Annotated in this window: 26 protein-coding genes and 1 pseudogene; 4 read left to right on the top strand and 23 right to left on the bottom strand. The window is 71.5% G+C overall.

The window, feature by feature from the left end:
• Nucleotides 1-30 precede the first annotated feature (30 nt).
• From ACFYQ5_RS15170 to ACFYQ5_RS15155, 4 genes and pseudogenes are all read right to left on the bottom strand, one after another.
• Nucleotides 31-1,932: a rhamnogalacturonan lyase gene (locus tag ACFYQ5_RS15170; RefSeq protein WP_389197709.1), complete on the bottom strand. Its 1,902-nt coding sequence runs from the start codon at nt 1,930-1,932 to the stop codon at nt 31-33.
• A 37-nt stretch (nt 1,933-1,969) separates the two neighbouring features.
• Entirely contained in the window at nt 1,970-2,332 is a 363-nt protein-coding gene (locus ACFYQ5_RS15165) for a YkvA family protein (protein ID WP_389197708.1), read from the bottom strand.
• A 41-nt stretch (nt 2,333-2,373) separates the two neighbouring features.
• The gene (locus tag ACFYQ5_RS15160; protein ID WP_389197706.1) at nt 2,374-2,631 is read right to left on the bottom strand and encodes a WhiB family transcriptional regulator; all 258 of its coding nucleotides are present in this window, start codon (nt 2,629-2,631) and stop codon (nt 2,374-2,376) included.
• Between the two features lie 120 nt (nt 2,632-2,751).
• Nucleotides 2,752-3,300: pseudogene (locus ACFYQ5_RS15155) on the bottom strand (DUF5753 domain-containing protein); the annotation flags it as partial.
• Nucleotides 3,301-3,331: 31 nt separating this feature from the next.
• Here ACFYQ5_RS15155 and ACFYQ5_RS15150 point away from each other — a divergent pair.
• Nucleotides 3,332-3,736 carry an ATP-binding protein gene (locus tag ACFYQ5_RS15150; RefSeq protein ID WP_389197704.1) on the top strand — a complete coding sequence of 135 codons (405 nt, stop codon included), beginning with the start codon at nt 3,332-3,334 and terminating at the stop codon, nt 3,734-3,736.
• A gap of 15 nt (nt 3,737-3,751) precedes the next feature.
• Here the strand turns inward: ACFYQ5_RS15150 and ACFYQ5_RS15145 are convergent, their stop codons facing one another.
• The 14 genes from ACFYQ5_RS15145 to ACFYQ5_RS15080 all read right to left on the bottom strand — a co-directional run bounded on the left by ACFYQ5_RS15145 (nt 3,752) and on the right by ACFYQ5_RS15080 (nt 17,722).
• Nucleotides 3,752-4,453: a ribonuclease H gene (locus tag ACFYQ5_RS15145; protein WP_389197702.1), complete on the bottom strand. Its 702-nt coding sequence runs from the start codon at nt 4,451-4,453 to the stop codon at nt 3,752-3,754.
• 25 nt (nt 4,454-4,478) lie between these two features.
• On the bottom strand, nt 4,479-5,273 hold the full coding sequence (locus ACFYQ5_RS15140; RefSeq protein ID WP_389197700.1) for an SDR family NAD(P)-dependent oxidoreductase: 795 nt from the start codon (nt 5,271-5,273) through the stop codon (nt 4,479-4,481).
• 367 nt (nt 5,274-5,640) lie between these two features.
• Nucleotides 5,641-6,138: a peptidylprolyl isomerase gene (locus tag ACFYQ5_RS15135; protein ID WP_389197698.1), complete on the bottom strand. Its 498-nt coding sequence runs from the start codon at nt 6,136-6,138 to the stop codon at nt 5,641-5,643.
• A gap of 19 nt (nt 6,139-6,157) precedes the next feature.
• A complete protein-coding gene (locus ACFYQ5_RS15130) occupies nt 6,158-6,613 on the bottom strand; it encodes a lamin tail domain-containing protein (RefSeq protein WP_389197915.1) in 456 nt (151 codons plus the stop codon).
• A gap of 516 nt (nt 6,614-7,129) precedes the next feature.
• Entirely contained in the window at nt 7,130-7,363 is a 234-nt protein-coding gene (locus ACFYQ5_RS15125; protein ID WP_389197696.1) for a hypothetical protein, read from the bottom strand.
• 121 nt (nt 7,364-7,484) lie between these two features.
• Nucleotides 7,485-8,375, bottom strand: a complete 891-nt coding sequence (locus ACFYQ5_RS15120; protein WP_389197694.1) for an SDR family oxidoreductase — start codon at nt 8,373-8,375, stop codon at nt 7,485-7,487.
• A gap of 134 nt (nt 8,376-8,509) precedes the next feature.
• Nucleotides 8,510-8,932 (bottom strand): DUF6221 family protein, encoded by a 423-nt coding sequence (locus ACFYQ5_RS15115; RefSeq protein ID WP_389197692.1) that lies wholly within the window; start codon nt 8,930-8,932, stop codon nt 8,510-8,512.
• A gap of 168 nt (nt 8,933-9,100) precedes the next feature.
• Nucleotides 9,101-11,542 (bottom strand): SpoIIE family protein phosphatase, encoded by a 2,442-nt coding sequence (locus tag ACFYQ5_RS15110; RefSeq protein ID WP_389197690.1) that lies wholly within the window; start codon nt 11,540-11,542, stop codon nt 9,101-9,103.
• Between the two features lie 145 nt (nt 11,543-11,687).
• Nucleotides 11,688-12,596 (bottom strand): PfkB family carbohydrate kinase, encoded by a 909-nt coding sequence (locus tag ACFYQ5_RS15105; RefSeq protein WP_389197688.1) that lies wholly within the window; start codon nt 12,594-12,596, stop codon nt 11,688-11,690.
• A complete protein-coding gene (locus tag ACFYQ5_RS15100) occupies nt 12,593-13,582 on the bottom strand; it encodes a zinc-dependent alcohol dehydrogenase family protein (RefSeq protein ID WP_389197686.1) in 990 nt (329 codons plus the stop codon). The genes ACFYQ5_RS15105 and ACFYQ5_RS15100 overlap by 4 nt, the downstream gene beginning before the upstream one ends.
• The gene (locus ACFYQ5_RS15095) at nt 13,582-14,460 is read right to left on the bottom strand and encodes a carbohydrate ABC transporter permease (RefSeq protein ID WP_389197684.1); all 879 of its coding nucleotides are present in this window, start codon (nt 14,458-14,460) and stop codon (nt 13,582-13,584) included. The genes ACFYQ5_RS15100 and ACFYQ5_RS15095 overlap by 1 nt, the downstream gene beginning before the upstream one ends.
• A complete protein-coding gene (locus ACFYQ5_RS15090) occupies nt 14,457-15,422 on the bottom strand; it encodes a carbohydrate ABC transporter permease (RefSeq protein WP_389197682.1) in 966 nt (321 codons plus the stop codon). The genes ACFYQ5_RS15095 and ACFYQ5_RS15090 overlap by 4 nt, the downstream gene beginning before the upstream one ends.
• Nucleotides 15,419-16,777, bottom strand: a complete 1,359-nt coding sequence (locus ACFYQ5_RS15085) for an ABC transporter substrate-binding protein (RefSeq protein WP_389197680.1) — start codon at nt 16,775-16,777, stop codon at nt 15,419-15,421. Before ACFYQ5_RS15085 ends, ACFYQ5_RS15090 begins: the two co-directional genes overlap by 4 nt.
• 183 nt (nt 16,778-16,960) lie before the next feature.
• The gene (locus tag ACFYQ5_RS15080; protein ID WP_389197679.1) at nt 16,961-17,722 is read right to left on the bottom strand and encodes a DeoR/GlpR family DNA-binding transcription regulator; all 762 of its coding nucleotides are present in this window, start codon (nt 17,720-17,722) and stop codon (nt 16,961-16,963) included.
• Between the two features lie 492 nt (nt 17,723-18,214).
• Here ACFYQ5_RS15080 and ACFYQ5_RS15075 point away from each other — a divergent pair, with 492 nt between their 5' ends.
• Together ACFYQ5_RS15075 and ACFYQ5_RS15070 are read left to right on the top strand one after the other, a co-directional pair.
• Complete coding sequence (locus tag ACFYQ5_RS15075; RefSeq protein WP_389197677.1) at nt 18,215-19,000, top strand: SAM-dependent methyltransferase; 786 nt, start codon at nt 18,215-18,217, stop codon at nt 18,998-19,000.
• A gap of 25 nt (nt 19,001-19,025) precedes the next feature.
• Nucleotides 19,026-19,655, top strand: a complete 630-nt coding sequence (locus ACFYQ5_RS15070) for a class I SAM-dependent methyltransferase (protein WP_389197675.1) — start codon at nt 19,026-19,028, stop codon at nt 19,653-19,655.
• A gap of 15 nt (nt 19,656-19,670) precedes the next feature.
• On the opposite strand, the gene ACFYQ5_RS15065 is transcribed toward ACFYQ5_RS15070, so the two are convergent.
• Genes ACFYQ5_RS15065 through ACFYQ5_RS15045 form a run of 5 tightly spaced genes read right to left on the bottom strand, consistent with a single transcriptional unit; the run spans nt 19,671 to nt 25,398 of the window.
• The gene (locus ACFYQ5_RS15065; RefSeq protein WP_389197673.1) at nt 19,671-22,373 is read right to left on the bottom strand and encodes a SpoIIE family protein phosphatase; all 2,703 of its coding nucleotides are present in this window, start codon (nt 22,371-22,373) and stop codon (nt 19,671-19,673) included.
• A gap of 47 nt (nt 22,374-22,420) precedes the next feature.
• Entirely contained in the window at nt 22,421-22,732 is a 312-nt protein-coding gene (locus tag ACFYQ5_RS15060) for a hypothetical protein (RefSeq protein ID WP_389197671.1), read from the bottom strand.
• Nucleotides 22,733-22,785: 53 nt separating this feature from the next.
• Nucleotides 22,786-23,799: an NAD(P)/FAD-dependent oxidoreductase gene (locus ACFYQ5_RS15055; protein WP_389197669.1), complete on the bottom strand. Its 1,014-nt coding sequence runs from the start codon at nt 23,797-23,799 to the stop codon at nt 22,786-22,788.
• On the bottom strand, nt 23,796-24,323 hold the full coding sequence (locus ACFYQ5_RS15050; protein WP_389197668.1) for an isoprenylcysteine carboxyl methyltransferase family protein: 528 nt from the start codon (nt 24,321-24,323) through the stop codon (nt 23,796-23,798). The genes ACFYQ5_RS15055 and ACFYQ5_RS15050 overlap by 4 nt, the downstream gene beginning before the upstream one ends.
• A gap of 13 nt (nt 24,324-24,336) precedes the next feature.
• The gene (locus ACFYQ5_RS15045; RefSeq protein ID WP_389197666.1) at nt 24,337-25,398 is read right to left on the bottom strand and encodes a type III polyketide synthase; all 1,062 of its coding nucleotides are present in this window, start codon (nt 25,396-25,398) and stop codon (nt 24,337-24,339) included.
• Between the two features lie 119 nt (nt 25,399-25,517).
• Between ACFYQ5_RS15045 and ACFYQ5_RS15040 the strand changes: the two genes are divergently transcribed.
• On the top strand, nt 25,518-26,405 hold the full coding sequence (locus tag ACFYQ5_RS15040) for a UbiA family prenyltransferase (RefSeq protein ID WP_389197664.1): 888 nt from the start codon (nt 25,518-25,520) through the stop codon (nt 26,403-26,405).
• Nucleotides 26,406-26,448 lie beyond the last annotated feature (43 nt).

Raw genomic sequence — 26,448 nt, 5'->3', positions numbered from 1 at the left:
CCGGATGAAGGGGCACGGCCCGCAGGCGCGCTACGGCGTGGTGATGCTCGGCCGGGGCGCGGTCGCCATCCCGCTGCCGATGGCGAAGCTGGGATGCGGCGGCTGGTTGTACGCGGTGTTCTGCCAGGCCAGCGCCGTCCGGTACATGGTGTCGTGCAGCAAGGTGGTGATCTTCGTGCCGGTCTCGTGCGGCGTCGAGTAGATCCGCAGGGCCGTGTTGTTGGTGGTCGGCCAGACGACTTCCTCTCGCCAGTCGCCGAACAGGTCTCCGGAAATCGCGGGCGTGGCCTTGGTGCCGTTGCCCGAGTGGACCGAGGACCCCGTCAGCAGCCGGGTGTCGGCCGACGTGCCGTACTTGTCGATGTGGGTGCCGTCGAGGAGTTCACGGGTGGTGTCGCCGTCCCACCAGGACAGGAAGTTGGAGCTGGACGGCTTGCGGCTGGTGACCACGGCGCCCTTCGGGTCGCGCACCCCCGAGACGGCGGAGGACCAGGACTCGGCGCCGGCGCTGCCGGACCAGATGTCCCCGGAGACGCCACGTCCGTTGTCCCCGCTCGCCGGGGTGGACCAGAGGATCTGGCCGGTCCTGGCGTCCGCCATCCAGGAGGACGGCTTCGAGCTGTCCTCGTCGACCTTGAACTCCTCGAGACCCGCGCGGGAGGGGTCGAGATCCCCTACGTGCATGGCGTCGCCGTGGCCGTTCTTCGTCGTCCACAGTCCGCTGCCGTTGTCGTCCACCGCCATGGCGCCGTACATGATCTCGTCCTTGCCGTCACCGTCGGCGTCCGCGACGGACAGCTGGTGGTTGCCCTGGCCGTCGTATCCCTTGCCGGAGTTGGTCGAGCTGTTCGTGTCGAAGGTCCAGCGCCGGGTGAAGGCGCCGCCCCTCCAGTCCCAGGCGGCGATGACGCTGCGCGTGTAGTAGCCGCGCGCCATGATCAGGGACGGCCTCGCGCCGTCCAGGTAGGCGGTCCCGGCGAGGAAGCGGTCGACGCGGTTGCCGTAGGAGTCGCCCCAGGACGAGACAGTGCCGCGCGCGGGGACGTAGTCGACGGTGCCCATCGCCGCGCCGCTCTTCCCGTTGAACATCGTCAGGAACTCGGGGCCGGACAGGATGTAGCCGGAGGAGTTGCGGTGGTCGGCGGAGGAACTGCCGATCACCTTCCCGGCACCGTCGACGCTGCCGTCGGCGGTCTTCATCGCCACCTCGGCCTGGCCGTCACCGTCGTAGTCGTACACCTGGAACTGGGTGTAGTGCGCGCCGGAGCGGATGTTGCGCCCGAGGTCGATCCGCCAGAGGCGGGTGCCGTCGAGGCGGATCCCGTCGACGATCGTGTTGCCCGTGTAGCCGGACTGGGAGTTGTCCTTGGCGTTGGTGGGCTGCCACTTCAGTACGAAGTCGAGAGCGCCGTCGCCGTCCAGGTCGCCGACGGACGCGTCGTTGGCCTCGTAGGTGTAGGCGACTCCGTCGGGTGTCGTCCCGCCTGCGGGCGGGCTGATGGGCACGTCCTTGTATCCGGCGCGGAACTGGATCGCGTGCACGGAGTCGCCCTGTTCCACGCCGTCGACGACCGCGCGCACCGTGTAGTCGGCGGTGGCGGGCGCCCCGGAGTGGAAGTAGTTCGTGGACGCGGTGACCGGCGAGGCGTTGACCTTGGTGCCGGCCCGGTAGACGTTGAAGGAGACGTTGTCCGGGTCGGTACCCAGCCAGCGCCAGCTGACGAGGTTCCCGCTGTCGGTGTGCACGCTCACGACGCCGCGGTCGAGCGCCTCGGCCTGCCGCGCGGTGGCGGCCTGCGAGGTCGGGCCGAGCGCTACGAGCCCGCCGGCGGCGAGCAGCCCGGCCGCCAGGGCGCCGATCAGCGCGCGGGTGCGGGTGATACGGCGTCTGCGACGGGGGCGGGAATCGGGGTGGGGAAGCAGAGGCTCCACGAGAGGCACCTTCTGGCAGGGGACGGCTTACGCCCCCTCAGTTGCTGCCGGACGCCGAAAGGTTGCCGCCGGATTCCGTTGGTGTCGCGGCCGGCTGCTTTCCACCCGGGCGTGTCACGCACCCCCGCCCCGCGCGGGCCGCGTGCGCCGCAGCATGCAGAGAGCGCAGGGCGAGCAGCAGGAAGCCGATGTCGTCGAGGTAGACGGGATCCGGCAAGAGGTCGACCGGCGACACGGTGTAGATCACCGCCGCCCACACGAGTGCCTTGTTACGCAGGGGAACGCCGGCGTCGGCGAGCAGCCTCCTGGCCCGGATCACGCGCACCAGGAGGACGCCGGCTGCACCCGCCATGAGCAGGAGTACCAGCACGCCGATGGGGAGCCAGACCGAGATGTCCATGCCTCATCGTCTCCCGGCGGGGCGGCAGGGGACCAGAGGTGTCACCCGTGGCTCCTGGCCTGCTGCCGGGCGCGCCGGCGCTTCAGGGCGCGGCGGTCGTTCTCGTCCATGCCTCCCCATACGCCCGCGTCCTGTCCGTTCTCCAGGGCCCATTCCAGGCACCGTTCCCGCACGGGACAGGTCCCGCAGACGGCCTTGGCCTCCTCGGCCTGTACGAGCGCGGGGCCGCTGCTGCCGATGGGGAAGAACAGGTCCGGGTCCTCCTCGCGGCATGCCGCGTGCGTGCGCCAGTTGTCCATGTCTCTCACTCCTTCTCGCAGGGAACGGCCCGTTGAGCTTCGCCGGGTTCCGTTTCGTTCCGGATCCGCACTGTGCGCGTGACCGTCATCCGGCGTTCGAAACCACAACTGGCCCGGGCTTCAGGGGTTTCCGGCGCTCCGGCCGCCCTCCGGCAGGGGTGAACCCGGGTGCGGGGCGGCCGCGCCGGCGCCGTCCAGCCGGATGCGGTAGTCCATGACAGCGGCAGGTCCGTCGATGACGTCCACCCGGGCCCCGGGGATCTCCAGGATCACGCGGTCGCCGATCTCCGCGACCGGGACGCGGAGCAGGTGCAGCGCCGGGACGCCGGTCAGGGGGTGCGGAGCTGAGTCGAGCGGCACCACCTGCACCGTGAGGTGCTGCTGGTGGGCGGCCTCCTCCAGCGCCGCCCGCTGTTCGGCCATCACGGCGGGGCCGCCGACGTCCGTGTGGAAGGCGGCGGCCGGGATCAGGGCCCACAAGGTGGCGCCGCGCTCCGCCAGCCGGCGCTGCCGCTCCGCCAGCAGTTCGAGGTGCCGATCCCGCCGCAGCGCGGAATCGCCGGTCAGGGCCCGGCACAGGACCGCCTCGTAGGCAGGGGTGCGCAGGAGCTCGGGGACGAGAGCGGGGTGCCAGGTCCGGATGAGTGCGGCGGAGGACTCGATGCCGACCCCCGTGGCCAGGCATCGCGTGCAGGAAGCCATGCGAGGCTGGGGTGAGCCCGGCGAGCGCGCCGAGACGGCGGCCCTGGTCATGACCGAACTGGTCACCAACGCGGTGGAGCACACCGCGGGCCGGCGGATCCGGTGCCGCGTGCTGCGAACCCCCGGCAGGGTGCGCGTCTGCGTGTGGAACCGCGGCCGGCGCCACGCACCCGACCTGCCCGGCCCACGGAAGCCTCAGCTGTACGGAGCTCCGGCGGACGGGTCGCACGGCACGGAGGGCCCCGGCCCGGGGGCCTTCGGCGCGCCGGACGGCGCGGACGACGGCTTCAGCCTCGTGTCGGTGGCCGAGGACGGCCGTGGTCTGCTGCTCGTGGACGCGCTGGCGACGCGATGGGGCACACGCACCAGCGTGTCCGGCCGGCTGGTCTGGGCCGATATCTGAAAGCCCCGTGACGGCTCAGGCGAGCGCCGCCCGGCACTCCGGGTGACCCCAGCCGTTCGGATTCTTGGCGATCATGTCCTTGGCCGCGTACGGCTTTCCGCAGTGGCACCGGCCCGCGAACTTCGCCCGGATCGTGCCGGAGCGCGGCCGCCCTGTGGCCCCATCCGCAGACCCGCTCTTGGCGGCTCCCCCACCTGCCGCCCGGCTCTTCGTCGAGCGGGCGGGTGCCGGCACCGGCATGTCCGCGGTGCCGTACGCGGTACCCGCCGCCTGCTGCGAGACGGCCACCTCACTCGCCGCCTGGTCGGCCACCGCGTTGAGCGGGTCGCCGTCCACCTGGTGCGCCGGAACGTAGCGGAAGGTCACGCTGCGGCTGCTCAGCAGCTCGTCGATGCCGACCACCAGCTCCCGGTTGGCCACCGGCTTGCCCGCCGACGTCTTCCAGCCGTTGCGCTTCCACCCCGGCAGCCACTTGGTCACCGCGTTCATCGCGTACTGCGAGTCCATGCGCACCTCGACGGGCACGGCGGGATCGGTCGACTTCAGCAGTTCCAGCAGGGCGGTGAGTTCGGCGACGTTGTTCGTGGCGGTACCCAGCGGACCCGCCTCCCACCGCTGGGGGTTCCCCAGGCCATCGGCCACGACCCACGCCCAGGCGGCAGGTCCCGGATTGCCCTTCGATGCCCCGTCACACGCGGCGATGATGCGCTCGTTCATGCCCCGATCATGCCAGCCCGGAAGGTCAGGGCACGATCGAGTCGATGTACCCGCCGTCCACCCGCACGGCGGCGCCCGTCGTGGCCGACGCCTGCGGGGAGCTGAGGTAGACGACGAGGTTCGCGATCTCCTCGGGTTCGATCAGGCGCTGGAGCAGGGACTGCGGGCGGTGCAGGCGCATGAACGTGCGCTGGGCCTCGTCCCACGGAAGGTCCCCGCCCACCATCTCGTGGACGAAGTTCTCGACGCCGCCGGTGTGTGTGGGCCCGGCGAGCACCGAGTTCACGGTCACCCCGGTGCCCGCGGCCTCCTTGGCGAAGCCACGGGAGACGGCGAGCAGCGCGGTCTTCGACATGCCGTAGTGGATCATCTCGGCGGGGATGACGATCGCGGAGTCGCTCGCGATGTTCTGCACCCGGCCCCACCCCCGCTCGGTCATGCCGGGCAGATAGCGGCGGATCAGGCGCACCGCGCTGAGGACGTTGGTGTCGAAGTAGGCACGCCACTCCTCGTCGGTGATCTCGAGCGGCGGCCGAGGGCCGAAGATGCCCAGGTTGTTGACGAGGATGTCCGCGGCGGGCACGGCTTCCTGGAGCTCTGCGGCACCCTGTTCCGTTCCGAGGTCACAGGCGACCGTCAGGACGTCGGCGTCGGGCTCGGCGCCCCGCAGCGCGTCCGCCGCCGAGTCGAGGCGGTCCTGGCCGCGCCCGGTCAGCACGACACGTGCTCCCGCACCGGCCAGCCCGGTGGCGATGGCGAGCCCGATACCTTGCGAGGATCCGGTCACGATCGCGGTCCTGCCGGAAACATCGATACGCACGTGTGCAATCCCTTCGTCCCATGCCCACGGTGTGCGGGGTCTCCACCCTGGCACTCCGCGGCCCGGGACGCCTACCGACTGCCCGAAGTCACGTTGCCCAGCGGCCCTTGGAGCACATTGGACCGGCAGGTCGGCCAGGTCGTCGGCAGCGTGCTGGTCGCCCTCTCCGCAGCCGGTGCGTCACCGGGCGGGTGGTGCGGTCCGTGATCCCTGTCGTCAGCGACGACACCGTCGGGCCGGTCTGAACCCGGATCCGGCAGCTGGACCTGACTGCCTCGCCCACCGGGTGGCCGGGCGGACGGGCAGGTGTCGGACGCGGCTCGGGGCTCCCGGCCCGTGAAACCAGCCGGGAGCCCCGTCGAGTGCGTCAGAGAACGCCGGACCCGGAGACGGCGATCTTCGCCTTGGTCTTGCCGTTCGAAGAGCCGTACGACTCGATCTTACGGACGAGCTCCATGCCGGACTCGTCGGCGACCTCGCCGAAGACCACGTGCTTGCCGTCCAGCCACGGGGTGACGACGGTGGTGATGAAGAACTGCGAGCCGTTGCTGTTCGGGCCGGCGTTGGCCATCGAGAGCAGGCCGGGCTTGTTGTGCTTCAGGGTGAAGTTCTCGTCGGCGAACTTCTCGCCGTAGATGCTCTTGCCGCCGGTGCCGTTGCCGTTGGTGAAGTCACCGCCCTGGAGCATGAAGTCCGGGATGACCCGGTGGAACGGCGAGCCCGCGTAGCCGAAGCCCTGCTCGCCGGTGGCCAGCGCACGGAAGTTCTCCGCGGTCTTGGGGGCAACGTCGTCGAAAAGGTTGAACACGATCCGCCCTGCGGGCTGGTCGTCGATGGTGATGTCGAAATACGCCTTGATGGTCATGAGCCCATCCTGACATCACTCACCGCCTCCCGATGCACAGACCCCACCCACGGAGCTGCGAACCGCACGGGCAACGGCGTACCACGGGGGTTGATCCGTGGTATGCCGTTTCGGTCAGTCGGCCAGGCGGAAGTCGGTCAGGGAGAAACGTCGCTTCCCTCTGCCGGCGCGGTTCAGCGGTTGCCGCGGTGACCGCCGTCGCGGTGCCCCGGCCCCAGGACTCGGAGTCGACCCTGTGCCCGCGGTTGTCGGGGAGCGTGGCGGTGTCCCGGCTGTCCCACCCGTAGTGGCGGCGGTCCTGGTACACGTCGTGCCGGGTGTCACGGCCGACACCGGTGTGGACGCGGACGGAGGAGCGGCCGGGCAGCCGCAGGTCGAAGGTGTACGAGCGGCGGCTCTCGTCGGTGAGCGTCCACCCCCGAAGGTTGACGGCGTGACGACCGGTGCTGGTGACGGTCACCCACTCGGCGTTCAGGCTGCGGTTGGAGCCGCTGTCGCGACCGGGGCTGTTGTGCTGGATCTCGCCCAGGGACGACTGCCGAGCGCTGCGCCGGCCGGTGGTGACCGTGGTCCCGGCCCATCAGCCGTGGCCGGCAGGGCCGCTGCGGCGAGCAGGGCACCTGAGGCGAGAACGGTGGCGGTGATCCGTCGTGCGGAACGGGATGTGGAAACCCCTGATCATGCGGGCCCGGATGGAGCGCCGGGCGTTCTTCCGACCCGGCGTCGTGCCGGGAACACAAACATTGTCCCGCTTTCGAGGTGGCCGAAAGGTGCCCTGATCCGCGCGACGAAATGCGGACATTTCCGTCATGCACGACTGCATCCGGCACGGATCCCCACAGTCGTAGACCTGTCAACCGTTGATCGTTGCACCGACCCTTCCGGGGGGCGGCACGCATGGCCATGCCCCCTCGCCCACCCGGGTCCGGCTCCCGGTCGCGCACGGATCCAGGTGACAAAAGCGACAGCACTTACCTGGACAGCGGTTCCATTACCGCCGGGAAAGGAGCTCCTGTGTTCGAGCTTTCAGCATCCATCGCGAAGGGGCGAGACGGACACGCTGGCCGCCGCTGGTGACCATCGCGTTCACGGGTGCCATCGGATCCAGTGCCATCGTCCTGGCCATCAGGACGCCCACGGCCAGCGGGAGCAGGGTGACGGCCAGCGCCGTTCCGGCGGTGGTCAGGTTCTGGATGCGGGGGCGCGTCGGCGCGTCGGGGACCATGGTCCCCATTCGATCAGCGGGTACCCGTGGCGCCATCGGGTCACGTACTCAGGAGAACCGCTCCCCCGTACTCAGTCCGGGCCCCGTCCCCGGTTGGTGTCCGCTCCGGGCGGAGCGCGAGTCAGCCGTCCGGCTCCCCGCGGCCTACGGCGTCGGCCCGGCCGCCGGCCCCCAGCAGCCCTGTGGCCTCGAACGGGGCCCTCCGCTCCAGTTCGGGCAGCTCGCGCTTCGAGATCGCCGTGACGACCGGCGGCATCGCGGCGCGCACCGCCTGCGTGGCGCGGAGCCACGTGGGCACGTACGCGGCGGCGCTGCGCCGCTCGACCGCCCGCCCCATGCGGCGCGCCACGGTCTCCACCGGGTAGACCTTGCGCGCGGGCCGGGGCATGTGTCCCCGTAGCTCACGGAGCACGGCGTGCTGGTCGGCGTCGCGGATCATGTCGGTGTCGGTCCAGTTCAGGTAGCCGATACCGACCCCGACGTGCTCATGGGCGAGCTCGGCGCGCAGCGCGTGCGCGAAGGACTCCACACCGGCCTTGGAGGCGCAGTAGGCGCTCATCATGGGCGCCGCGCCGATGGAGGCCAGCGAGGCGATCTGCAGGTAGTAACCACGCGTGGCGCGCAGGTGGGGCAGGAAGACCCGGGCGGTGATCGCGCTGCCGATCAGGTTCACCTCGATCACGCGCCGCCAGGTCGCCGGGTCGGATTCGGCGAAGGGGCCGCCCTCGGCCAGTCCCGCGTTGGCGACCACGACAGAGACGGGCCCGAGCTGCTTCCGGACGTCGTCAGCCGTCTCCGCCATGGCGGCGTCGTCGGTGACATCGGCCTCCCAGCACTGCGCCCGGCCGGGCAGCGAATCCCGTACGGCTGCGAGGCCCGCTTCCTCCCGGCCGATCAGTGCGACCGTGGCGCCACGTCTCCCCAGATCCCGTGCGATCGCCGCACCGACGCCCCGCGCCGCGCCGGTCACGACGGCGACACGGCCGTGCAGAGGGCCGGCTGTGCCCGTCATCCGCGCCTCCTCGGGGCCGGCCGCCACGGTGCTCCGTTCCGTCGGCTCGCACCCGGACGGCGTCTCCACCCCAGCATTCCTCGTGGGCGGCCGTCCCGCGAGGTGAACAGGCGCGGACGGCGCCCCGGCAGGCCCTACGTCGGAGGGGAGGGCGGGCCCCAGTGGGAGAAGCGGGGCAGCCACTTCACCCGGTAGCCCGGATGCCCCGCGTGTTCCGCGGCCATCTGCCGGACGACGAACCCCAGCCCGACGGCGCGTCCCGAGGTGAAGTCCTGGGCCGGGCGGTCGGTGTCCAGGACCGCGATCTCCTCGTACTCGTCCAGGAGAACCCTGGTGGTCTCGATGCGGCGCAGCGTGCGCGCCGGGTCCTGGAAGGCGATGTGCCGGTCGTAGCCACGCGACCGTACGACGAACGCGATACCGCTGGTGCGGTCGTGCACCTCACCGGGTGCCTCGGCCGGCGTCCGCCAGCCGTCGCCGCCCGCTTCCCGCGCGATGCTCTCCTCCTCGGCGAGGCGTGCCCGCACGAAGGCCAACAGGTCCGAGTTGTCTGCCATCTGGTTCCGAATCCTTCTCGCTCACAGACCGCGGCGGAAGATCCACCCACCGCCACGGACCCGTTCTGCCCGACCAGCAGAGAATGCCTCACCCGCGCGCCACGAGCGCAGTCCGCACCGCGCGCGTTCCGTATGACGGACACCGCGTCCGGCTGTGACCGGCGGGAATCAGCGGGGCGGTGCCCGGCGGGCGGCCATGAGGAGCGCGATGTCGTCGGGCCGGTCCTCGTCCTGCCGGGCCTGCCCGATGACGCGGTCCGCGGTCTCGGCGAGCGGCATGCGGCCCACGGCGGCCAGGGTGGCGCGCAGTCGCTCGATGCCCTCGTCGATGTCCGTGCCCGCCTTCTCCACGAGCCCGTCCGTGAACAGGGCCAGGACGGCCCCCGGGCCGAGCCGCAGTTCCGTGACGGGGTACGAGGCATCCGGGTCGACGCCGAGCACCACACCCCCGGGGAGGTCCAGGACCTCGGTCCTGCCGTCGGGATGCCGCAGGACGGGCTGTGGGTGCCCGGCGCGCACGGCCCGGGTGGCTCCGGTCGCGGGGTCGAGCAGCACGTAGCAGCAGCTTGCGAACTGTCCGGGGTCGAGGCCGATGAGCAGCCGGTTGGTGGCACTCATGATCTCCTGCGGTTCATGCCCGATGAGCGCGAAGGCCCTTACGGCGCTGCGCAGTTGACCCATGGTGGCGGCTGCGGCGACACCGTGCCCCTGGACGTCCCCGATGACCAGGGCGAGTCCGCTGCCGGTCTCGATGACGTCGTACCAGTCGCCTCCGATCTCGATGTCCTGGGTGCCCGAGAGATAACGTCCGACGGTCTCGACGTCGTCGAGGACGGGCAGCCGGTGGGGCAACAGGGCGCCCTGGAGCCCCCGGGCGAGCGCGGCCTCGGTGTCGTAGCGCTGGGCCCGCTGGAGTGCCTGGGCGATGAGCCCGGCCAGTGCCGTGAGCACGGTGCGCTCCTCGGGGCTGAAACCGCGGGGCTGGTCGAAGCCGAGGATGCACGAACCGACCGGGCGGCCCGAGGCGATGAGCGGCAGGAAGGCGCGGGCGCCCACACTGGCGTCCATGGGGAGGCCCGGGTAGGCGTCGCTGAGTTGTTCCATGGATTCGAAGAACAGCGGCCGGCCGGTCGTCAGCGTCTGCACACCGGGGATCTGCTCATCGAGACCGACCCCTTCGAACGGGTCCAGGAACCCCTTGGGGAAGCCTGTCTCCCAGGCCAGGTAGAGGCGCCGCTCGTTCTGCAGGTAGATGGCCAGTTGTCTGCCTCCGAAGGCGGGCAGCAGTTCCTCCGTGACCACCGCCGAGACCTGACGCGCCGTGACGGCCTCCGTCAGCGCGATGGCCAGGGCGACCGGCCGGTAGAGGACTGCGGAGCGGCCGGCGGATGCGACGAGCTCACCGGCCGGGGTGACGCCGGAGTCCGGTGCGCGGGCGGGCCGCCCGGAGGGGCTGAAGGCGATCGTGACCCCGTCGCGGCCGGGGAACATCGCCACGGAGAGCCACTGGGCAGGGGTACGCCGGGCGAGGAAGTGGACGGGGTCGTCGGAGAACAGGGCTGCCCGGTGGTGGTCCTCGTAGGCGGGATTCGCGAGCCAGGGCAGCGCCTCCCCCAGAACCCGGCTCGACAGCTCGGCCCGGGTGTGGCCGAGGATCTTCTCCGCGGCGTGGTTGACGTAGGTGATCCGGCCGAGCCGGTCGTGGGAGAGCAGCCCGCGCGGGATCCGTTCGGCCGCGTCCGGGACGGCCGCGCCGTCGCCGGGGTCGAACAGGACACCGGTCAGGCGGCTCGCGTGGCCGTCGCGCTCCCCGTGACGGGAGAGCTCGACCAGGAGCGGGCGGCCGTCGGGACCCCAGAGCGGCATCCGGCGCACACGGTGTTCCTCCGACCGTGCGGCTCCGCTCCCCAGCGTCCACAGTCCGTACACGTCCTCGGGGAGGAGCCCGGCGGTGAGCGCCTCCATCGAGCGCACCGGCGCGTCCGTGGGTTCGTGGCCCAGCATCTCGTGCGTGCGGTCGTCCGCGGTGACGGTCCCGCTGCCCACGTCCCACTCGAAGTGCCCGACGCGTATCTGCCGCACGGTGTCCGAAGGCAGCCGTACGGGCAGGGGCTCACCGTCCCACTGGGCCGGCACGTCCTGCGCGGTGAGGTCCGCGCCGAGCGTCCGGGCGACGGCCTCCATCCGGCGGCGGTCGGCTCCGGAGACCGGCACCCCCCGGGTCGCGTAGCGCAGGACGAGGAGCACGCCCACAGGTGTGGTCCCGATCGTCACGGGCGCGTATAGCGATCCGAAGGGGAAGGGCAGGCCCGCCATCAGCTGCGGGAACCGCCGCATGGCGTCCTCCGCGTCGCACAGGTACACCGGCCTGTTCGAGCGGTAGGCCTCGGCCACCGGGAAGGGCCGGTTCACATGCATCCGCCACCAGGGGCGCAGCAACGGGCCGGGGAGCCCCGCGACCACTGCCATCAGCAGCAGGCCCGGGGTCGGTGAGCGCAGGTAGACGCCGCCCGCGTACCCGCCGACGGCGTCGACGGCGCTCACCACGGCCTGGGCGAGCACCAGCGACAATCCGTCAGGCTTTCGGCTGCCCTCGGGGCTCCAGGTCACACAGCCAGGATGCGCACCCCCGCGCGGGTGCGCATGTCCTGAGCCGTCGCGGTCGGCCCCGGGGCTGCGGTTGCCGGAGGACGGACCGGTGCCGTGGCGATGAGGGGCGCGGCCCCCGAGGCCGCCTCGGCGTCTGAGACCGGCCTCAGACGGGTACGGAGGGCTCGGTACCCGTCCGCGCGCACACCGAGGCGGCCGCCTCGGAGGCGAACGACAGCATGTCCCTGACCTCCTCCGGATACGGATTCGCCGTGAAGGAGCCGAGGGCCCCCATCCGGCTCAGCAGACCCGCGGTGAACGCGTCCCCCGCGCCGATCGTGTTGACGACCTCGACCGGTGTGGCCGCGACGGACACGGGCGGCGCGGTCGCCGTGTACGCCGTACTGCCTCGCGCCCCCCTGGTGAGGATCACCAGCCGTCCCGCGGCGGCCAGCTTCCGGCAGGTCTCCTCCGGATCGGTTCCCGGCCACAGCCTTTCCAGGTCCTCGTCGCTGGCCTTCACCACATGGGCGAGGCCGCACAGCTCGCGCAGCGTCGCCGAGCCGTGGTCCGCGCCCAGAGTGCGGTCCTGGCGGACGTTGGGGTCCACGACGAGGAGGGAGTGCTCGGCAGCGGCGAGAGCCGTCGCCCGCACGGCCGACGCCGCCGGCTCGACGAGGGCCGCGAGGCCGCCCACGTACACGGCCCCGAACCCTGCGGCCCGCGTGGACAGGTCCGGCAGCCGGAACGTAGCCGTGTCCTGGAGGTGGAAGTGGTACCCCGTTCCCGCGGCGCCCGGTTCGGCGACGGCCAGCGCGGTGGGCAGGCCGGAGCGTTCGCAGAGGGTGAGGTCGACCCCGGCCGCCGCCAGCCGTTCCTCGATCATCCGGGCGAAGCCGTCGCCGCCCAGGCCCCCGGCGAACGAGGCCGGGGTGCCGAGCCTGGCCAGGCCGACGGCGACGTTGGCCGGGGCCCCGCCGAACTGGGCGGACCGCACACCGCCGTCCCCGGCCACGGGTACGAGGTCGACGAGGGCCTCGCCGAGCACCAGGACGGCGCCGGGGCCGCCCGTCACGGCTCGACCACGATCTTGCGCCCGATGCCCGCCTTGAAGCGGTCGATGGCCTGGGGGTACTGGTCGAGCGGCAGCCGGTCGCTGATGAAGACGGCGGGGTCGAGGACTCCGGCGGCGAAGAGCGCGGCGGCTCGCTCGTAGCTGTGCAGGACCGCCATCGACCCGGTGATGGTGATCTCCTGGTTGTAGATCCGGTACGGCTCGATGACCGCCCTCGCCGCGTAGTCGGCGACCCCGAACTGAAGGAAGGTGCCGCCCTTGGCCACGCGGCCCAGGCCGTCCTGGATTGCGGCCGCGTTGCCGGTCGCGTCGATGACGACGTCCCAGCCGCCGGGGCGGTCCAGCTCGTCGGCCGCGGCCGCGGACCGGGAGCAGCCGAGGAGCGAGGCGGTGGCGAGGCGGTCGGGGTTGACGTCCAGGACGTCCACGCCGGCGGCACCGGTGCGCTTGGCCAGCTCCAGCATCATCAGGCCCATGGTCCCGGAGCCGTAGATGAGGACCTCGGCGCCGAGGGTGCTGTTCAGTACGTCGTAGCCGCGGACCGCGCAGGACAGCGGCTCGATCAGGGCCGCGTCCTTCACGTCGATGTGCTCGGGCAGCTTGACGCAGTTGGCCACGGGTGCGACGGCGTACTCGGCCGCGCCGCCGGCCACGGTGACGCCGATCGCGGCCCACCGCTCGCAGAGGTTGCCGCGTCCGACGCGGCAATAGCGGCACTCGTGGCAGTGCAGGGAGGGGTCGACGGCGACCCGGTCGCCGATGGCCAGCTCCGTGACGTCCCGGCCGATGCCCACGATCTCCCCGGCGAACTCATGGCCGGGGACGATCGGCAGGGTGGGCGCGAACTCGCCCTGCAGGATGTGGAGATCGGTCCCGCACAGCCCGCACGACGCGACGGACACGACGACGTCACGGGGGCCGGGCGTCGGGTCGGGGACGGTGGTGACGGAGACCTTGCCGGGGGCTTCGACGATCGCTGCCCGCATTATTTCACTGCTCCAAGAGAGAGGCCCTGGACGAGTTTGTCCTGGGCGGCGTAGCCGGCGGCGAGCACCGGCAGGGATACGACGACGGACGCGGCGCACAGCTGGGCGAGGAAGAGGCCCTGGCTGGTGACGAATCCGGTGAGGAAGACGGGTGCCGTCTGGGCGACGACGCCGGTGAGCACCCGTGCGAAGAGCAGTTCGTTCCAGCTGAAGATGAAGCAGATCAGCGCGGTGGCCGCGATGCCCGGCGCAGCCATGGGTGCGACCACCCGGGCGAGGATGGTCGGCAGCCTCGCGCCGTCGACCTGAGCGGCCTCGATGACGGACACCGGCACGTCCGCGAGGAACGACTGCATCATCCAGACCGCGATCGGCAGGTTCATCGAGGTGTAGAGCAGGACGAGGAGCCAGATGTTGTCCAGCATCCCGGCGTTCTTGGCGAACAGGTAGATGGGGAGGAGCCCCGCGACGACCGGCAGCATCTTCGTGGAGAGGAAGAAGAACATCACGTCCGTCCACTTGGGGACGCGCCGGATGGAGAGGGCGTACGCCGCCGGGAGCGCCAGCAGCAGCACCAGGACCGTCGAGAAGAAGGAGGCGCCCAGCGAGTTGAGCAGGGGCGGCCACGGGGTGACACCCGTGTCGGCGCCGAAGAAGGCCCGGTAGCCGTCGAGGGTGAGCGGCGCGAAGACGGACGGCGGGTTGGTGGCGGCGTCGGACTCCGCGTGCAGCGAGGTCAGCAGCATCCACAGCGCGGGCAGGCAGAAGACGAGTCCTGCGGCCCAGGCCAGCAGGCCCAGCACGGTGGAGCGGCGTTTGGCCCGCCGCAGGAGCCGTTGCGGGGACGGAGCGGGCGCGGGGACGGTGGCAGTGGTCATGCGCGGTTCGCCTCCTCACTGAAGAGGGACGAGACGGTCCGGAGCGCGAAGGTCGCGATGATGATCGTGCCGATCACCACGACGACTCCCGCGGCGGACGCAAGTCCGTATTCGTGGGCCTGGTAGAAGGTCTGGTAGATCGTGTAGGGAAGGTTGGCGGTACCGAGTCCGCCTGCGGTGATCGTGAACACCGCGTCGAAGTTCTGCACGATGTAGACGGCGCCGAGCAGGATGCCGAGTTCGAGGTACCTGCGCAGGTGCGGCAGGGTCAGGTAGCGGAAGGTCTGCCAGGCGCTCGCACCGTCGAGGCGCGCGGCCTCGACGACTTCGGCGGGGCGGCTCTGGAGTCCCGCGAGCAGGATCAGCATCATGAACGGCGTCCACTGCCAGACCAGCGCGGCGATGACCGCGAGCAGCGGCATGTCCGCGATCCAGTCGGGCTGGCTCGGGTTCGTGTCGCCGAAGAGGTCGCCCAGCCAGCTGAGCGCGCCGTTGAGGAGGCCGTACTCGGGGTTGTAGAGCGCGTGCTTCCACAGGAGGGCGGCGGAGACGGGCACGAGCAGGAACGGCGTGATGAGCAGGGTACGGACCATGCCCCGGCCGAAGAACGTACGGTCCAGGAGCAGCGCGAGGGCGAGTCCGACGACCACGGTGGCGATGACGACGCCCGCGGTCAGCAGGATCGTGGTGAGGACCGAGTCGCGGAGCGCCGCGTCGGTGAAGACGGAGGCGTAGTTGCCGAGCCCGTTGAAGGCGCGTTTGTCCGGGTTGAGCGAGTTCCAGTCGAAGAGGGAGATCACCAGGGTCGCCACGAACGGCAGCTGGGTGACGACTATCAGGAAGACCAGCGCCGGCAGCAGCGGAGCCCTGGTGGCCCAGGCCCGGGGGCCGGTTTTCTTACGGGCGGGGGCGGCGGCTGGCCGGGGTGGCGACTGGGGGGTGGTGCCGACTGCTGTGGTCATCGGTACTCCTTGGCGACCTGTTCGGCCAGCTTCTGGGAAGTGGCCAGCGCCTTGTCGACGGACTGGCGGCCGGCGATGGCCGCGCTGATCTCCTGCGCGACCCTGGTGCCGAGATCGGTGAACTCGGGGATGCCTACGAACTGGATCCCGGGCACGGGGCGCGGCTGGGTGCCCGGGTTCTTCGGGTCGGCGCCGGAGATGGCCTGCTCGGTGACGTCCGCGAAGGCGCCCGCCGCCTTGCGGTATTCGGGGTTGTCGTAGGTGGAGGCCCGCTTGCCGGCCGGTGCGTTGGACCAGCCGCTGGTCTCACCGACGAGCGACTCGTACTCCTTGCTGGAGGCCCAGGAGACGAACTTCCATGCGTCGTCGGTCTTCTTGGAGGCCTTCTGGATGCCCCACGCCCAGGTGTAGAGCCATCCCGAGCTCTTCGTCTCCTCGACCGGCGCGGGTACGTAGCCGATCTTCCCCTTGATCGGGGAGCCTGCCGCTTCCAGGGAGCCGGCGCCGGCCGTGGCGTCGTACCACATGGCGGTCTTGCCCTGGGTCATGTTGTTGAGGCACTCGGCGTAACCGGCCTGGGAGGCGCCGCGTTCCCCGTGCTTGCGCACGAGGTCGACGTAGAACTGGGTGGCCTTCTTGAACTCGGGTGAGGTGAGCTGGGGTTTCCAGTCCTCGGTGAACCAGGTGCCGCCCATGGTGTTGACGACGGTGGTGAGCGGTGCGATGAGCTCGCCCCAGCCGGGCAGTCCGCGCAGGCAGATGCCCTTCATGCCGGGTTCGGCGCCGTCCGCCCGCGCCGCGAGCCCGGCCACCTCTTCCCAGGTGGGGCGCTCGGGCATCGTCAGCCCCTTCGCCTCGAAGACGTCCTTGCGGTACATGAGGAAGGAGGACTCGCCGTAGAAGGGTTCGGCGTAGAGCTTGCCCTCGGCGGTGAGCGAATCCCTCAGGGGTTCGAGGATGTCGTCCTGGTCGAAGGCGGTGTCCTTCGCCGCGTAGGAGTCGAGCGGGTGCAGCCAGTCGTTCTTCGCGAAGAAGGGCACTTCGAAGTTGCTGATGGTGCCGACGTCGTACTGTCCGGCCTGGTTGGAGAAGTCCTGACTGATCTTGTCGCGGACGTCGTTCTCCGGGAGCACCGTGAAGTGGACCTTGATGCCGGTCTCCTCGGTGAAGTGCTCGGCGGTGAGCTTCTGAAGCTCGACCATCTGCGGGTTGTTCACCATGAGTACGTTCAGTGCGTCACCGCCTCCGAACGCGGTGCCGCCTGCTCCGGCGCACCCGGCGGCGAGGAAGGCCATCACCGCCGTGCCCGCGACCGCACGCACGCGGGTCCCACGGCGTCGTTGCTGGTGGGGCATAAGTAATTCTCCTGATCGGTCGTAGCGGCTCGCGGATCTCTGCCCGCGCCCTCCGGTTCTCCTGACGGTTTCCGGGCATGGCGGGCCTGTCCTCCGGCCTCCTGACGGGAACGGGGAGGCGGGCGGGGGACGAGTCTGTGGGGGGGGTGGGGACGGTGGTCCGGGGACCGCCGTCGGGTCGGTTCAGACGCGGATGACGTTCGGGCCGAGCAGGGAGTAGCGCTGGGCCTCAGCCGACGGCAGTCCGGTGTCGGTGACGACGGCCTCGAAGTCTCCGACGTCGGCGAAACGGCAGAAGCTCACCGCGCCGAACTTCGAGTGGACTCCGGCGAAGACGCGGCGGCGGGCGCTGCGCATGGCCTGCGCCTTGACCTCGCCGACCGCCGGGTCCGGGGTGGTCAGCCCGTACTGGCGGGAGATTCCGTTCGCACCGACGTAGGCCAGGTCGATGACGAAGTCGGCGAGCATGCGCGTGGCCCAGTGGTCGACGGTCGCCATGGTGTTGCCGCGCAGGCGCCCGCCGAGCAGGAGCACGGCGGTCTTCTCCACGTCCGCGAGGACCGTCGCGACGGCCAGGGAGGCGGTGACCACGGTCAGCGGCCGGTCCTGGGGAAGGGCTTCGGCGATGAGCTGCGGGGTGAAGCCCTCGTCCACGAAGACCGTTTCGGCGTCACCGAGCAGGTCGGCGGCAGCCGTCGCGATCCGTGACTTCTGCGGCACGTGGTGCGTGGTGCGCATCGCCAGGGTGGTTTCGAACCCGGCGCTCTCGACCGGGTACGCACCACCGTGCGTGCGCCGCACGAGACCGTGTTCCTCAAGCGTGTGCAGATCGCGCCTGATGGTCTCCTTGGCCACCTCGAACCGTTCGGCCAGCCGGTTCACATCGACCGAACCGTCCCGGCGAGCCGTCTCGAGTATTCCTCGTCGGCGTTCCTCGGTGCCCACGACACCATCCCTGCGCTAGTGCGAATCTTCCCTGGCCCCGGCGTCCGTTCGGGCCACGCATTGTTTGTACAAGCAGAAACGGCTGTTCGGCCAGCTTCTTCGCGCCATGGGCTGTGCCCGTTGACGCCCGTTTCCCCACAGGTCTCCTCGCTGGTGGGCGGCGTTCTCCTGACAGTACGGCGCACGCACGGTGCCTTCTTCGCCGGATATCGCGCCCGTTTCACGCCCGCCATCGGTCACGCAGACATCGGAGGCCGGTGCCGCATTCCCGGATCGCGGCGGAAACGGCCCGAAAATGCCCGATTGGGCGCCCCAACGCCTGATTTCAGCCAACAACTCATGCCTCAGGGGTCTCAGTGCTTAAAGGCGGCGGGAAGCTCCACACACTCACCTGGCAGTCGCCCTGCGAGCCAACGACGGCCGTTCACCTGCAAGTTGCTGTGGCAGACTTCGCAGGTGGAGCGGTTCACCTCATCTGCAACGGAGCTCGTCATGACGCCTGGGACGCCTCAGCCCCCGATCGACACCAGCAGGCCCCACTCGGCGCGGGTCTACGACGCACTGCTCGGCGGCAAGGACAACTACCCGGTGGACGAGGCGGTGGCCCGGCAGTTGCCGGCCGAGGCGAAGGCGGGCGCGTTCCAGAACCGTGCCTTCATGAACCGCGCGACGGCCTGGCTGGCCGGCGAGGGGGTCAGCCAGTTCCTGGACATCGGCACGGGCATCCCGACCGCGCCGAATCTCCACCAGATCGCCCAGGAGATCAATCCGCGCTCACGGGTCGTCTACTGCGACAACGACCCGATCGTGCTGCGGCACGCGGAGGCCCTCCTGGTCAGTACTCCGGAGGGGGCCACGGACTACGTGCACGCGGATGTGCTCGAGCCCGTCACCATCCTCGACGCGGCGCGCAAGGTCCTGGACTTCGACCGCCCCGTCGCTCTCTCGCTCCTGGGGCTCCTCCACTTCCTCCCCGACGACCTGGACCCGCGGGCCATCGTGCGCACCCTGGCGGACGCCCTGCGGCCGGGCAGCTACGTCGTGCTGTCCCAGGGCGCCTCGGACGTGAACCCCGAGCGCGGCGAACAGGGTGCGGCCGAGTACGGCAAGGGCGGCATCCGGCTCGCGCTGCGCACCCGCGCCGAGTTCGCCGGCTTCTTCGAGGGCCTGGACATCGTCGAGCCGGGTCTGGTGACGGCCCCCGAGTGGTTCCGCGGCACGCCGGCCCCTCAGCCGGAGATGAGCGGCGTCTACGTCGCGGTCGCCCGGATCCCGTAGCACCGGTCCGGAAGGGGACGTGACCATGGCCGAAGGCCACCCGCACGCGGCAGCCGAGGCGTTCGACGCCATCGGGGCCGACTACGAGACGGCCTTCGCCGGCTCGGCCGCGCACCACGCCTCGCTGGACCGGCTGCTGGAGCGGTTGCCACCGCGCGGCAGGGTTCTGGACGTCGGAAGCGGCACGGGCCGGCCGACCGCCCGCACCCTGGCGGCCGCCGGGCACGAGGTGCTGGGGATCGACGTCTCGCCCGTCATGGTGGAACTGGCGTCCGCCCGTGTTCCTGAGGCATCCTTCCGCTGTGCCGACATCCGTGAGGTCCCGTTGGAGGGGGAGAGCTTCGACGCGGTCTGTGTCTACTTCTCGCTCCTGCAGATGTCGCGCGACGAGCAGCGCTCCCTCGTGCGCCGCCTGACGGCGGCCCTCAGGCCGGGCGGTCATCTGGTGCTGGCGACGGTTCCGCTGGACGTGGAGGGGGTGAGCACCGTCTTCATGGGCCAGGAGGTACGGGTGAACAGCTTCGGCCCGGAGGCGTTCAGGGCGCTCGCGACCGGTGCCGGGCTCACCGTCGTACACGAGGACGGCACGGTGTTCACGCCGTCCCATCCGGGGGCGGTGCCCGAACCCCACCTCTTCCTGGACTGCCGTCGGTGACCTGACGGCGTTCCGTCACACCGGACCGTGCGCCTCCGGCTGCAGCAGTTGTTCCGTCCAGATGACCTTCCCGCCGTCGTCGGTGTAGCGGGTGCCCCAGCGTTCGGCCAGCTGGGCGACGAGGAACAGTCCCCTGCCGCCCTCGTCCGTGCTGGCCGCCTGGCGCAGGTGGGGCGAGGTGCTGCTGCGGTCGGACACCTCGCAGATCAGCGTCCGGTCACGGATCAGCCGTACGCGGATGGGCCCGTTGGCGTAGCGGATGGAGTTGGTGACCAATTCGCTGAGGATCAGCTCGGTCGTGAACGCCTCTTCGACCAGATTCCAGTCGGTCAGCTTGCGGGACACGTCGGAGCGGACCCTGGCGACCGCCGAGGGGTCGGAGGGCACGTCCCACTCGGCCACGTTCTCTGCGGCGAGACGGCGGGTGCGGCCGACGAGCAGCGCGACGTCGTCGCGCGCCCTGGCGGGTACCAGGACGCGGATGACGGCCTCGCACGTCTCCTCCGGTGTCCGGCCGGGGTGTCCGGACAGGGTGTCGCGCAGTAGTTCCAGCCCCTCGTCGATGTCGCGGCGCCGGTCCTCGACGAGCCCGTCCGTGTAGAGCACCAGTCGGCTGTCCTGCGGAAGTTGTACGTCCAGGGTCTCGAAGGGCATGCCGCCCAGCCCGAGGGGCGGACCTCCGGGCACATCCGCGAACACGGCGTCGCCGTCGGGGCTGACGATCACCGGCTGGAGGTGGCCCGCCCGTGCCATGGTGCAGCGGCCGGACGCCGGGTCGTAGATCGCGTAGAGGCAGGTGGCCCCGGTGACGCCGCCTCCCTCCGAGCCCTCGGCCGACTCGTCCAGGTCGATACGCGCCACCAGCTCGTTCAGGTGCCACAGCAGCTCGTCGGGGGGCAGGTCCAGGGTGGAGAAGTTGTGGACCGCCGTGCGCAGGCGCCCCATGGTGGCGGCGGCGTGGAGCCCGTGGCCGACCACGTCGCCGACCACGAGTGCGACGCGGGCCCCGGGCAGCGGGATGATGTCGAACCAGTCGCCGCCGACGCCGCCCAGCCCTCCGAGCCCTGCCTGCGCGGGGAGGTACCGGTAGGCGGCCTCGATGGCGCTCTGGTCGGGAAGCCCCTGCGGCAGCAGGCTGCGCTGCAGGGTGACCGCCACGTTGTGCTCGCGCGTGTAGCGGCGCGCGTTGTCGACGCTCACCGCGGCGCGGGCGACGAGTTCCTCCGCGACGGACAGGTCCTCGTCCTCGAAATGCTCGGGTTTCTGTGCCCGCCAGAACGTGGCCACGCCCAGGATGACGCCCCTGGCCCGCATCGGGACGGCGATCATCGAGTGGAATCCGGACCGAACGATGCGCTCGGCGCGGTCCGGGTTCTGCTGCTGCCAGCCGGAGCGCTGTGCCAGATCGTTGTCGAGGACGGCTTCGCCCCTGAGCAGACCGGCGCCGACGACCGTGGTCGGCATGAAGCGGATCACCGAGTCCAGGGGATAGAGCCCCGTGTCGTCGCGGGGGCCGCTGAAGGCCGAGCGGCGCAGGCCCTCAGCAGTGGCGCGGGCGGCCGTGGGTTCCTCGCCGCGCAGCACGCCCGCGGCGATATCGACGGTGGCGTAGTCGGCGAACCTGGCCGTGGCGAAGTCCGCCAGTTCCTCACACGTCCGTACGACATCCAGGGCGGTGCCGATCTCCGTGCCCGCGTCGTAGAGGAGTTTCAGCCTGCCGCGCGCCACGGCGGCCTTGCCCATGAGGGCCTGCAGCTCCGTGGTGTCGCGCAGGGTCGTCACGCTGCCGGGCGGCCCGCCGTTCCTGTCGGTGGCCCGCTGGCTGACGGCCAGGAGCCGCGCGCCCACGGAGTGCACCTCGTCCGTCGCGCTGCGCCCCGATTCCAGGAGCCCGGTGATCACGGGGTCGAGGCCGAGGCCGGTCACGGGTGACCCCTCGATGTCCGCCGGAAGCCCGAGGAGTCTTCGCGCCTCGTCGTTGGCCAGCAGGAGCCGCCTGTCGCCGCTGACGATGACCACACCTTCGCGTACGGCGTGCAGAACGGCGTCGTGGTGCTCGTACATCCGCGTCATCTCGGTCGGGCCGAGACCGCGTGTCTGGCGTCTCAGCCGCCTGGTGACGAGTGCGGTACCTCCCATGGTGAGCAGCAGGATGCCCGCGGCCGAGCCGAACAGGAGGGGGAACTGGCCCTCGGCGACCCCGCTGACCTTCTTGATGGTGATTCCCGCGGACACCAGGCCCACGACGTCGCCGTTGGCTGCGGTCACGGGCACCACGGCCTGGACCAGCGGGCCGATCGTTCCCTCGATCTTCTCGGTGACGACTCGGCCGTCCAGGGCGGGGGCCACATTGCCGACGAACTTCCTGCCGATCCTGTCGGGCAGTGGATGGGTGTAGCGGACGGACTCCAGGTTCATGACGACGACGAAGTCGACCCCGGAGCCCTTCCGTGCCGCCTCGGCCTTCGGCTGGAGCACGGTGCTCGGGTCGGGGCTCCGCAGAGCCTCTTCCATGCCGGGGCCGTTCGCGAAGGTCTCGGCGACTGCGACCGACCGATTACGGGCTTCGCGTTCGCTGCCGGCCCGGGACTGCAGCACGAGCGCGACCACGGATGCAGCGACGAGCAGCACCACGATCGCCACTTGCAGGAGGAAGACCTGACCAGCGAGGGTTCTCATTCGGAGAATCGAACGCGGGCGGCCGTAGCGTCCGGCCATGTTCCCCTTTCTACACGGCTTCCCGCTTGCTCGCCGCCCCGCCGTCCTCAAGGGCCGACCGGTCGGCCGAAGCGCACCTGGACGCCGGGTGAGTCCATCACGCTCAGCGGCTCCCCGACGGGCGCGGGCAGTCCCGCCGCCGTCACCAGGCTCTCGTCACACTCGAGCAGCCCGGCACGGCGCAGGGGTCGTCCGACGCGGTGCGTCCGCAAGGGGACGAGTCCGACGTGGGTGACGCCGTCCACGGCCGCCCGGTGCGGGAGCGTCAGGTCCAGCCAGGACTGAGTCATCAGCGGGTTCATCGCCGGGTGCGGCGGGTCGGGAGTGACGGGCTGCGGCGTACGGAGTCTGGGCGGCACCCGGACAGAATGACAGACGGGGCGGCAACTCCGGTATGAGGTACGGCATACGGCTATTGCAGGGCGCGTACCGCGGCACTGAACAACGGGGGCAGCCGGTGTGCGGCAGGCACGATCAGGCCGGCGGTCAGCCGATGCCCCGCCGCGCCCAGCAGTGCCCTGGTGAGCAGCCGGTGGCGTCGCGTCAGCCGTGCCCATCTGGCGGGGTAGTCCTCGGGCCGTCCCGCGGCGAGGCAGTCGACCGCCGCCGACGCGGTCGCCGCTGCCATGGCGACGCCCTCACCGGTGAGGGCGTCGACGTAGCCCGCCGCGTCACCGGCCAGCAGGACCCGCCCGGCTCCCGGTGTGACCGCGGTCCGGCGCAGGGGGCCCGCGCCGCGTACGGGTCCGGCCTCCAGGCCCTGGAGCGTGCGGGCCAGCGCGGGGAAGGCGGAGAGGTGCTGCTCGTGGGAGCCGCGGAGACGGCTGAGTACGGCGACACCCACCAGCCCCTCCCCCACCGGTGTCACGTACGCCTCACCTCGGCGCGACCAGTGGACTTCGACGAAGTCCGTCCAGGGCGCGATCCGGTAGTGACGGCGCAGTCCGTACCGGCGCGGTGCGGAGCAAGGACGTTCCAGACCGAGCGCGCGGCGCACCGGTGAGTGCAGGCCGTCGGCGGCGATGAGCCAGCGAGCGGTCAGCCCCGCCGCCGTGACGCTGTCGGAGCCCTGGCGCACCTCCCCCACCCGCCCCTCGACGACGCGTACTCCGAGCTCCTGTGCCCGCCGGTGCAGGGCCGTGTGCAGCGCGGTCCGCCGGGCGCCGAGTCCGGGGTGGCCCTGGAAGGCCGCCTCCGCCTGCCGGGCGCCCTCGATGTACCGGATCCCCCGGAGTTCGATGCCGGACGGGGTGACACCCAGCGTGCGCAGGGCCGCCACTCCGCTGGGCATGATTCCCTCGCCGCAGGCCTTGTCCACGGGCGTGGGGCGGGGTTCGACCACGACGGCCTCCAGGCCGGTCATGGCGGCCCGGATCGCCGCCGCCAGGCCGGCCGGTCCGCCGCCCGCCACCAGGATGTCGATCACGCGTGTGCGTCCGCTCCGGCGAGGCGGGTCAGCGCGACGTCCTCACACCGGATGCGTACGGCCATGAGCGCGGCGTTGAGCACGGTGAACAGGACGGCGGTCACCCAGGCCCCGTGGACCAGCGGCAGGGCTGCCCCTTCGGCCGCGACCGCGAGGTAGTTGGGGTGGCGCAGCCACCGGTAGGGCCCGCCGGTCACCAGGGGCAGACCGGGGACGACGATGACCCGGGTGTTCCAGCGGCGCCCCAGTGTGCGGACGCACCACCAGCGCAGCGCCTGCGCGGCGGCCACCACCGCCACCATGGCCCAGCCGAGCCAGGGCACGAACGGGCGGCCGGCCAGCCATGTCTCGGCGAGACACGCGGCGAGCAGGGCGGTGTGCAGGGCCACCATCACCGGGTGGTGCCCGCGACCGGCTTCGGTGCCGCCCCGGGCCAGGCTCCAGCGGGCGTTGCGCAGGGCCACCGCGAGCTCGGCCAGGCGTTCGGCGGCGACGGCCAGGACGAGGGCCGTGTACCAGGTCATGAGTTCCTCCGGGCTACCAGCGCAGCAACACCAGTTCGCAGCAGAAGCCGGGACCCATGGCCATCATGAGACCGGGCGTGCCGGGTTCGGGCCGCCGCTGTTCCATCGTGTCCCGCAGGACGTGCAGGACCGAGGCCGACGACAGGTTGCCGACCTCGGCCAGCGAACGCCAGGTGACGTCGAGAGCGCCCCCGGGCAGGGACAGGACGTCGGTGACGGCCTCCAGGACCTTGGGTCCGCCGGGGTGGCACACCCAGCGGGCGATGTCCTTCGGTTTCAGTCCGTGCTGTTCCAGGAAGCCGCTGACGTCCTCGGCGAGGTACCGGCGTACGACGTCGGGGACGGCCGGGTCGAGCACCACGGTGAAGCCGGAGCTCCGGATGTCCCAGCCCATGACGTGGCCGGTGTCCGGGTACAGGCGGCTGCGGGTGTCCACCACCTCGGGGCCGTCCGCCGGCGTCCCGCGCCCGCCACCGCCGACGAGGACCACGGCCGCGGCGCCGTCGCCGAACAGCGCGGTGGCGACCAGGTTGGCGGGGCTGGCGTCGTCCCGCTGGAAGGTCAGGGAGCAGAGTTCGACCGAGAGCAGCACGGCCACCTGTCCGGGCCGGCCGAGCAGGTGGTCGTGCAGCCGTGCCACCCCGGCGGCTCCTGCGACGCAGCCCAGGCCGAAGACGGGGAGCCGCTTCACATCAGGGCGCAGCCCGAGACGTCCGACGAGCCGCGCGTCGATGGAGGGCGCAGCGATCCCCGTGACCGAGGTGAACATCAACAGGTCCACGTCGGCGGGGCGCAGCCCGGCCTTGCGCAGGGCGCCGCGAACGGCTTCGGCCCCGAGGTCGACGGCCGCGCGGATGAACTCGTCGTTCGCGGCGCCGAAGCCGTCCAGTTCGCCGTAGCGCTCCAGGGGCAGCACCATGTTCCGGGTGCGCACGCCCGCGTTCGCGTGGATCCTGTCCAGCACCCGGCGGTCCGCGCCTGCGGGCAGGCAGGTGCGCGCCACCATGTCGGTGACGGCGCGCTGGGGGTGGCGGCGCGGTGGCAGGACTCCGTGCACAGCCGCGATCCGGGTCACCCTGGCCACCGCTTCGGAAAGGTCATGACCCACATCCTGCCCACACAACCGGGCAATTCCGTGCACATGCGACGCGCGGCTGCCGTGTTCGCACACGCCGGTGTCCCTACGATCGCCCCGTGGACACCACGGAACGGCCACGGACACACGCCCGCGCCCCGCGCCTGCCGCGCCGGACGGCGGGGCTGGCGCTGTCCTGCCATCCGGGGCCCGTCGCGGCCGTGACCGTGCTCGTCACCGCACTGGCCGTCACCTCGGGTCCGGGGGGCGGCCGTCGGGTGCTGGTCGCAGGGGCCGTGCTGACCGGGCAGCTCTCGGTGGGCTGGTGCAACGACGCGTTCGACGCCCGCCGCGACGCCGAGGCCGCGCGCCCGGGGAAACCGGTGGCGCGGGGCGCGGTGGGCCCGGGCGTGGTGTGGGGGGCGGCGTTCACCGCGCTGTCCCTGTGCGCGGTGCTGTCCCTCGCGTGCGGTGCCGTGGCGGGTGCGGCGCATCTGACCGGGGTCGTGGCGGCGTGGGCGTACAACCTGAGGCTCAAGGAGACGGTGCTGTCCTGGCTGCCGTACGCGATCGGATTCGGCAGCCTTCCGTGCCTGGTCACCCTGAGCCTGCCCGGGAGCCCGTGGCCCGCGTGGTGGGCGGTGGCGGCGGGCGCGCTGCTCGGCGTGGCGGCGCATCTCGGCGACGTGCTGCCTGACATCGAGGCGGATCTGCGGGCGGGCATCCGCGGTCTGCCCCAGCGGCTGGGTCCGGTCCGCACCCGGCTCCTGCTGCCCGTCCCGCTGGTGGCGGGCACCGCCGTACTGGTCCTGGGGCCTGCGGGGGTGCCCGGCGGGCGGGGTGTCGTCGTCCTCTCCGGGGTCGCTCTCTGCGCCGTGGTTGCGACGACGGCATGCGCCTGTCCACGGCCGGTGGGGACCTGGCGCAAGGCGGCGCTCGCGGGGACGGTGGCGGTGGCGGCGGCCGATGTGGGGCTGCTGCTGGCGCGGGGCACGGAGATCGCCTGACGGCCCGTACGGATACCGTGCCATCCGTACAGGCCTCAGGTGT

It is taken from the genome of Streptomyces sp. NPDC005794 (genome assembly GCF_042871445.1).
Classification (GTDB): domain Bacteria; phylum Actinomycetota; class Actinomycetes; order Streptomycetales; family Streptomycetaceae; genus Streptomyces.
The sequence above is the reverse complement of the archived record's forward strand: the minus strand, read 5'-3'. Positions and strand labels throughout refer to the sequence as shown.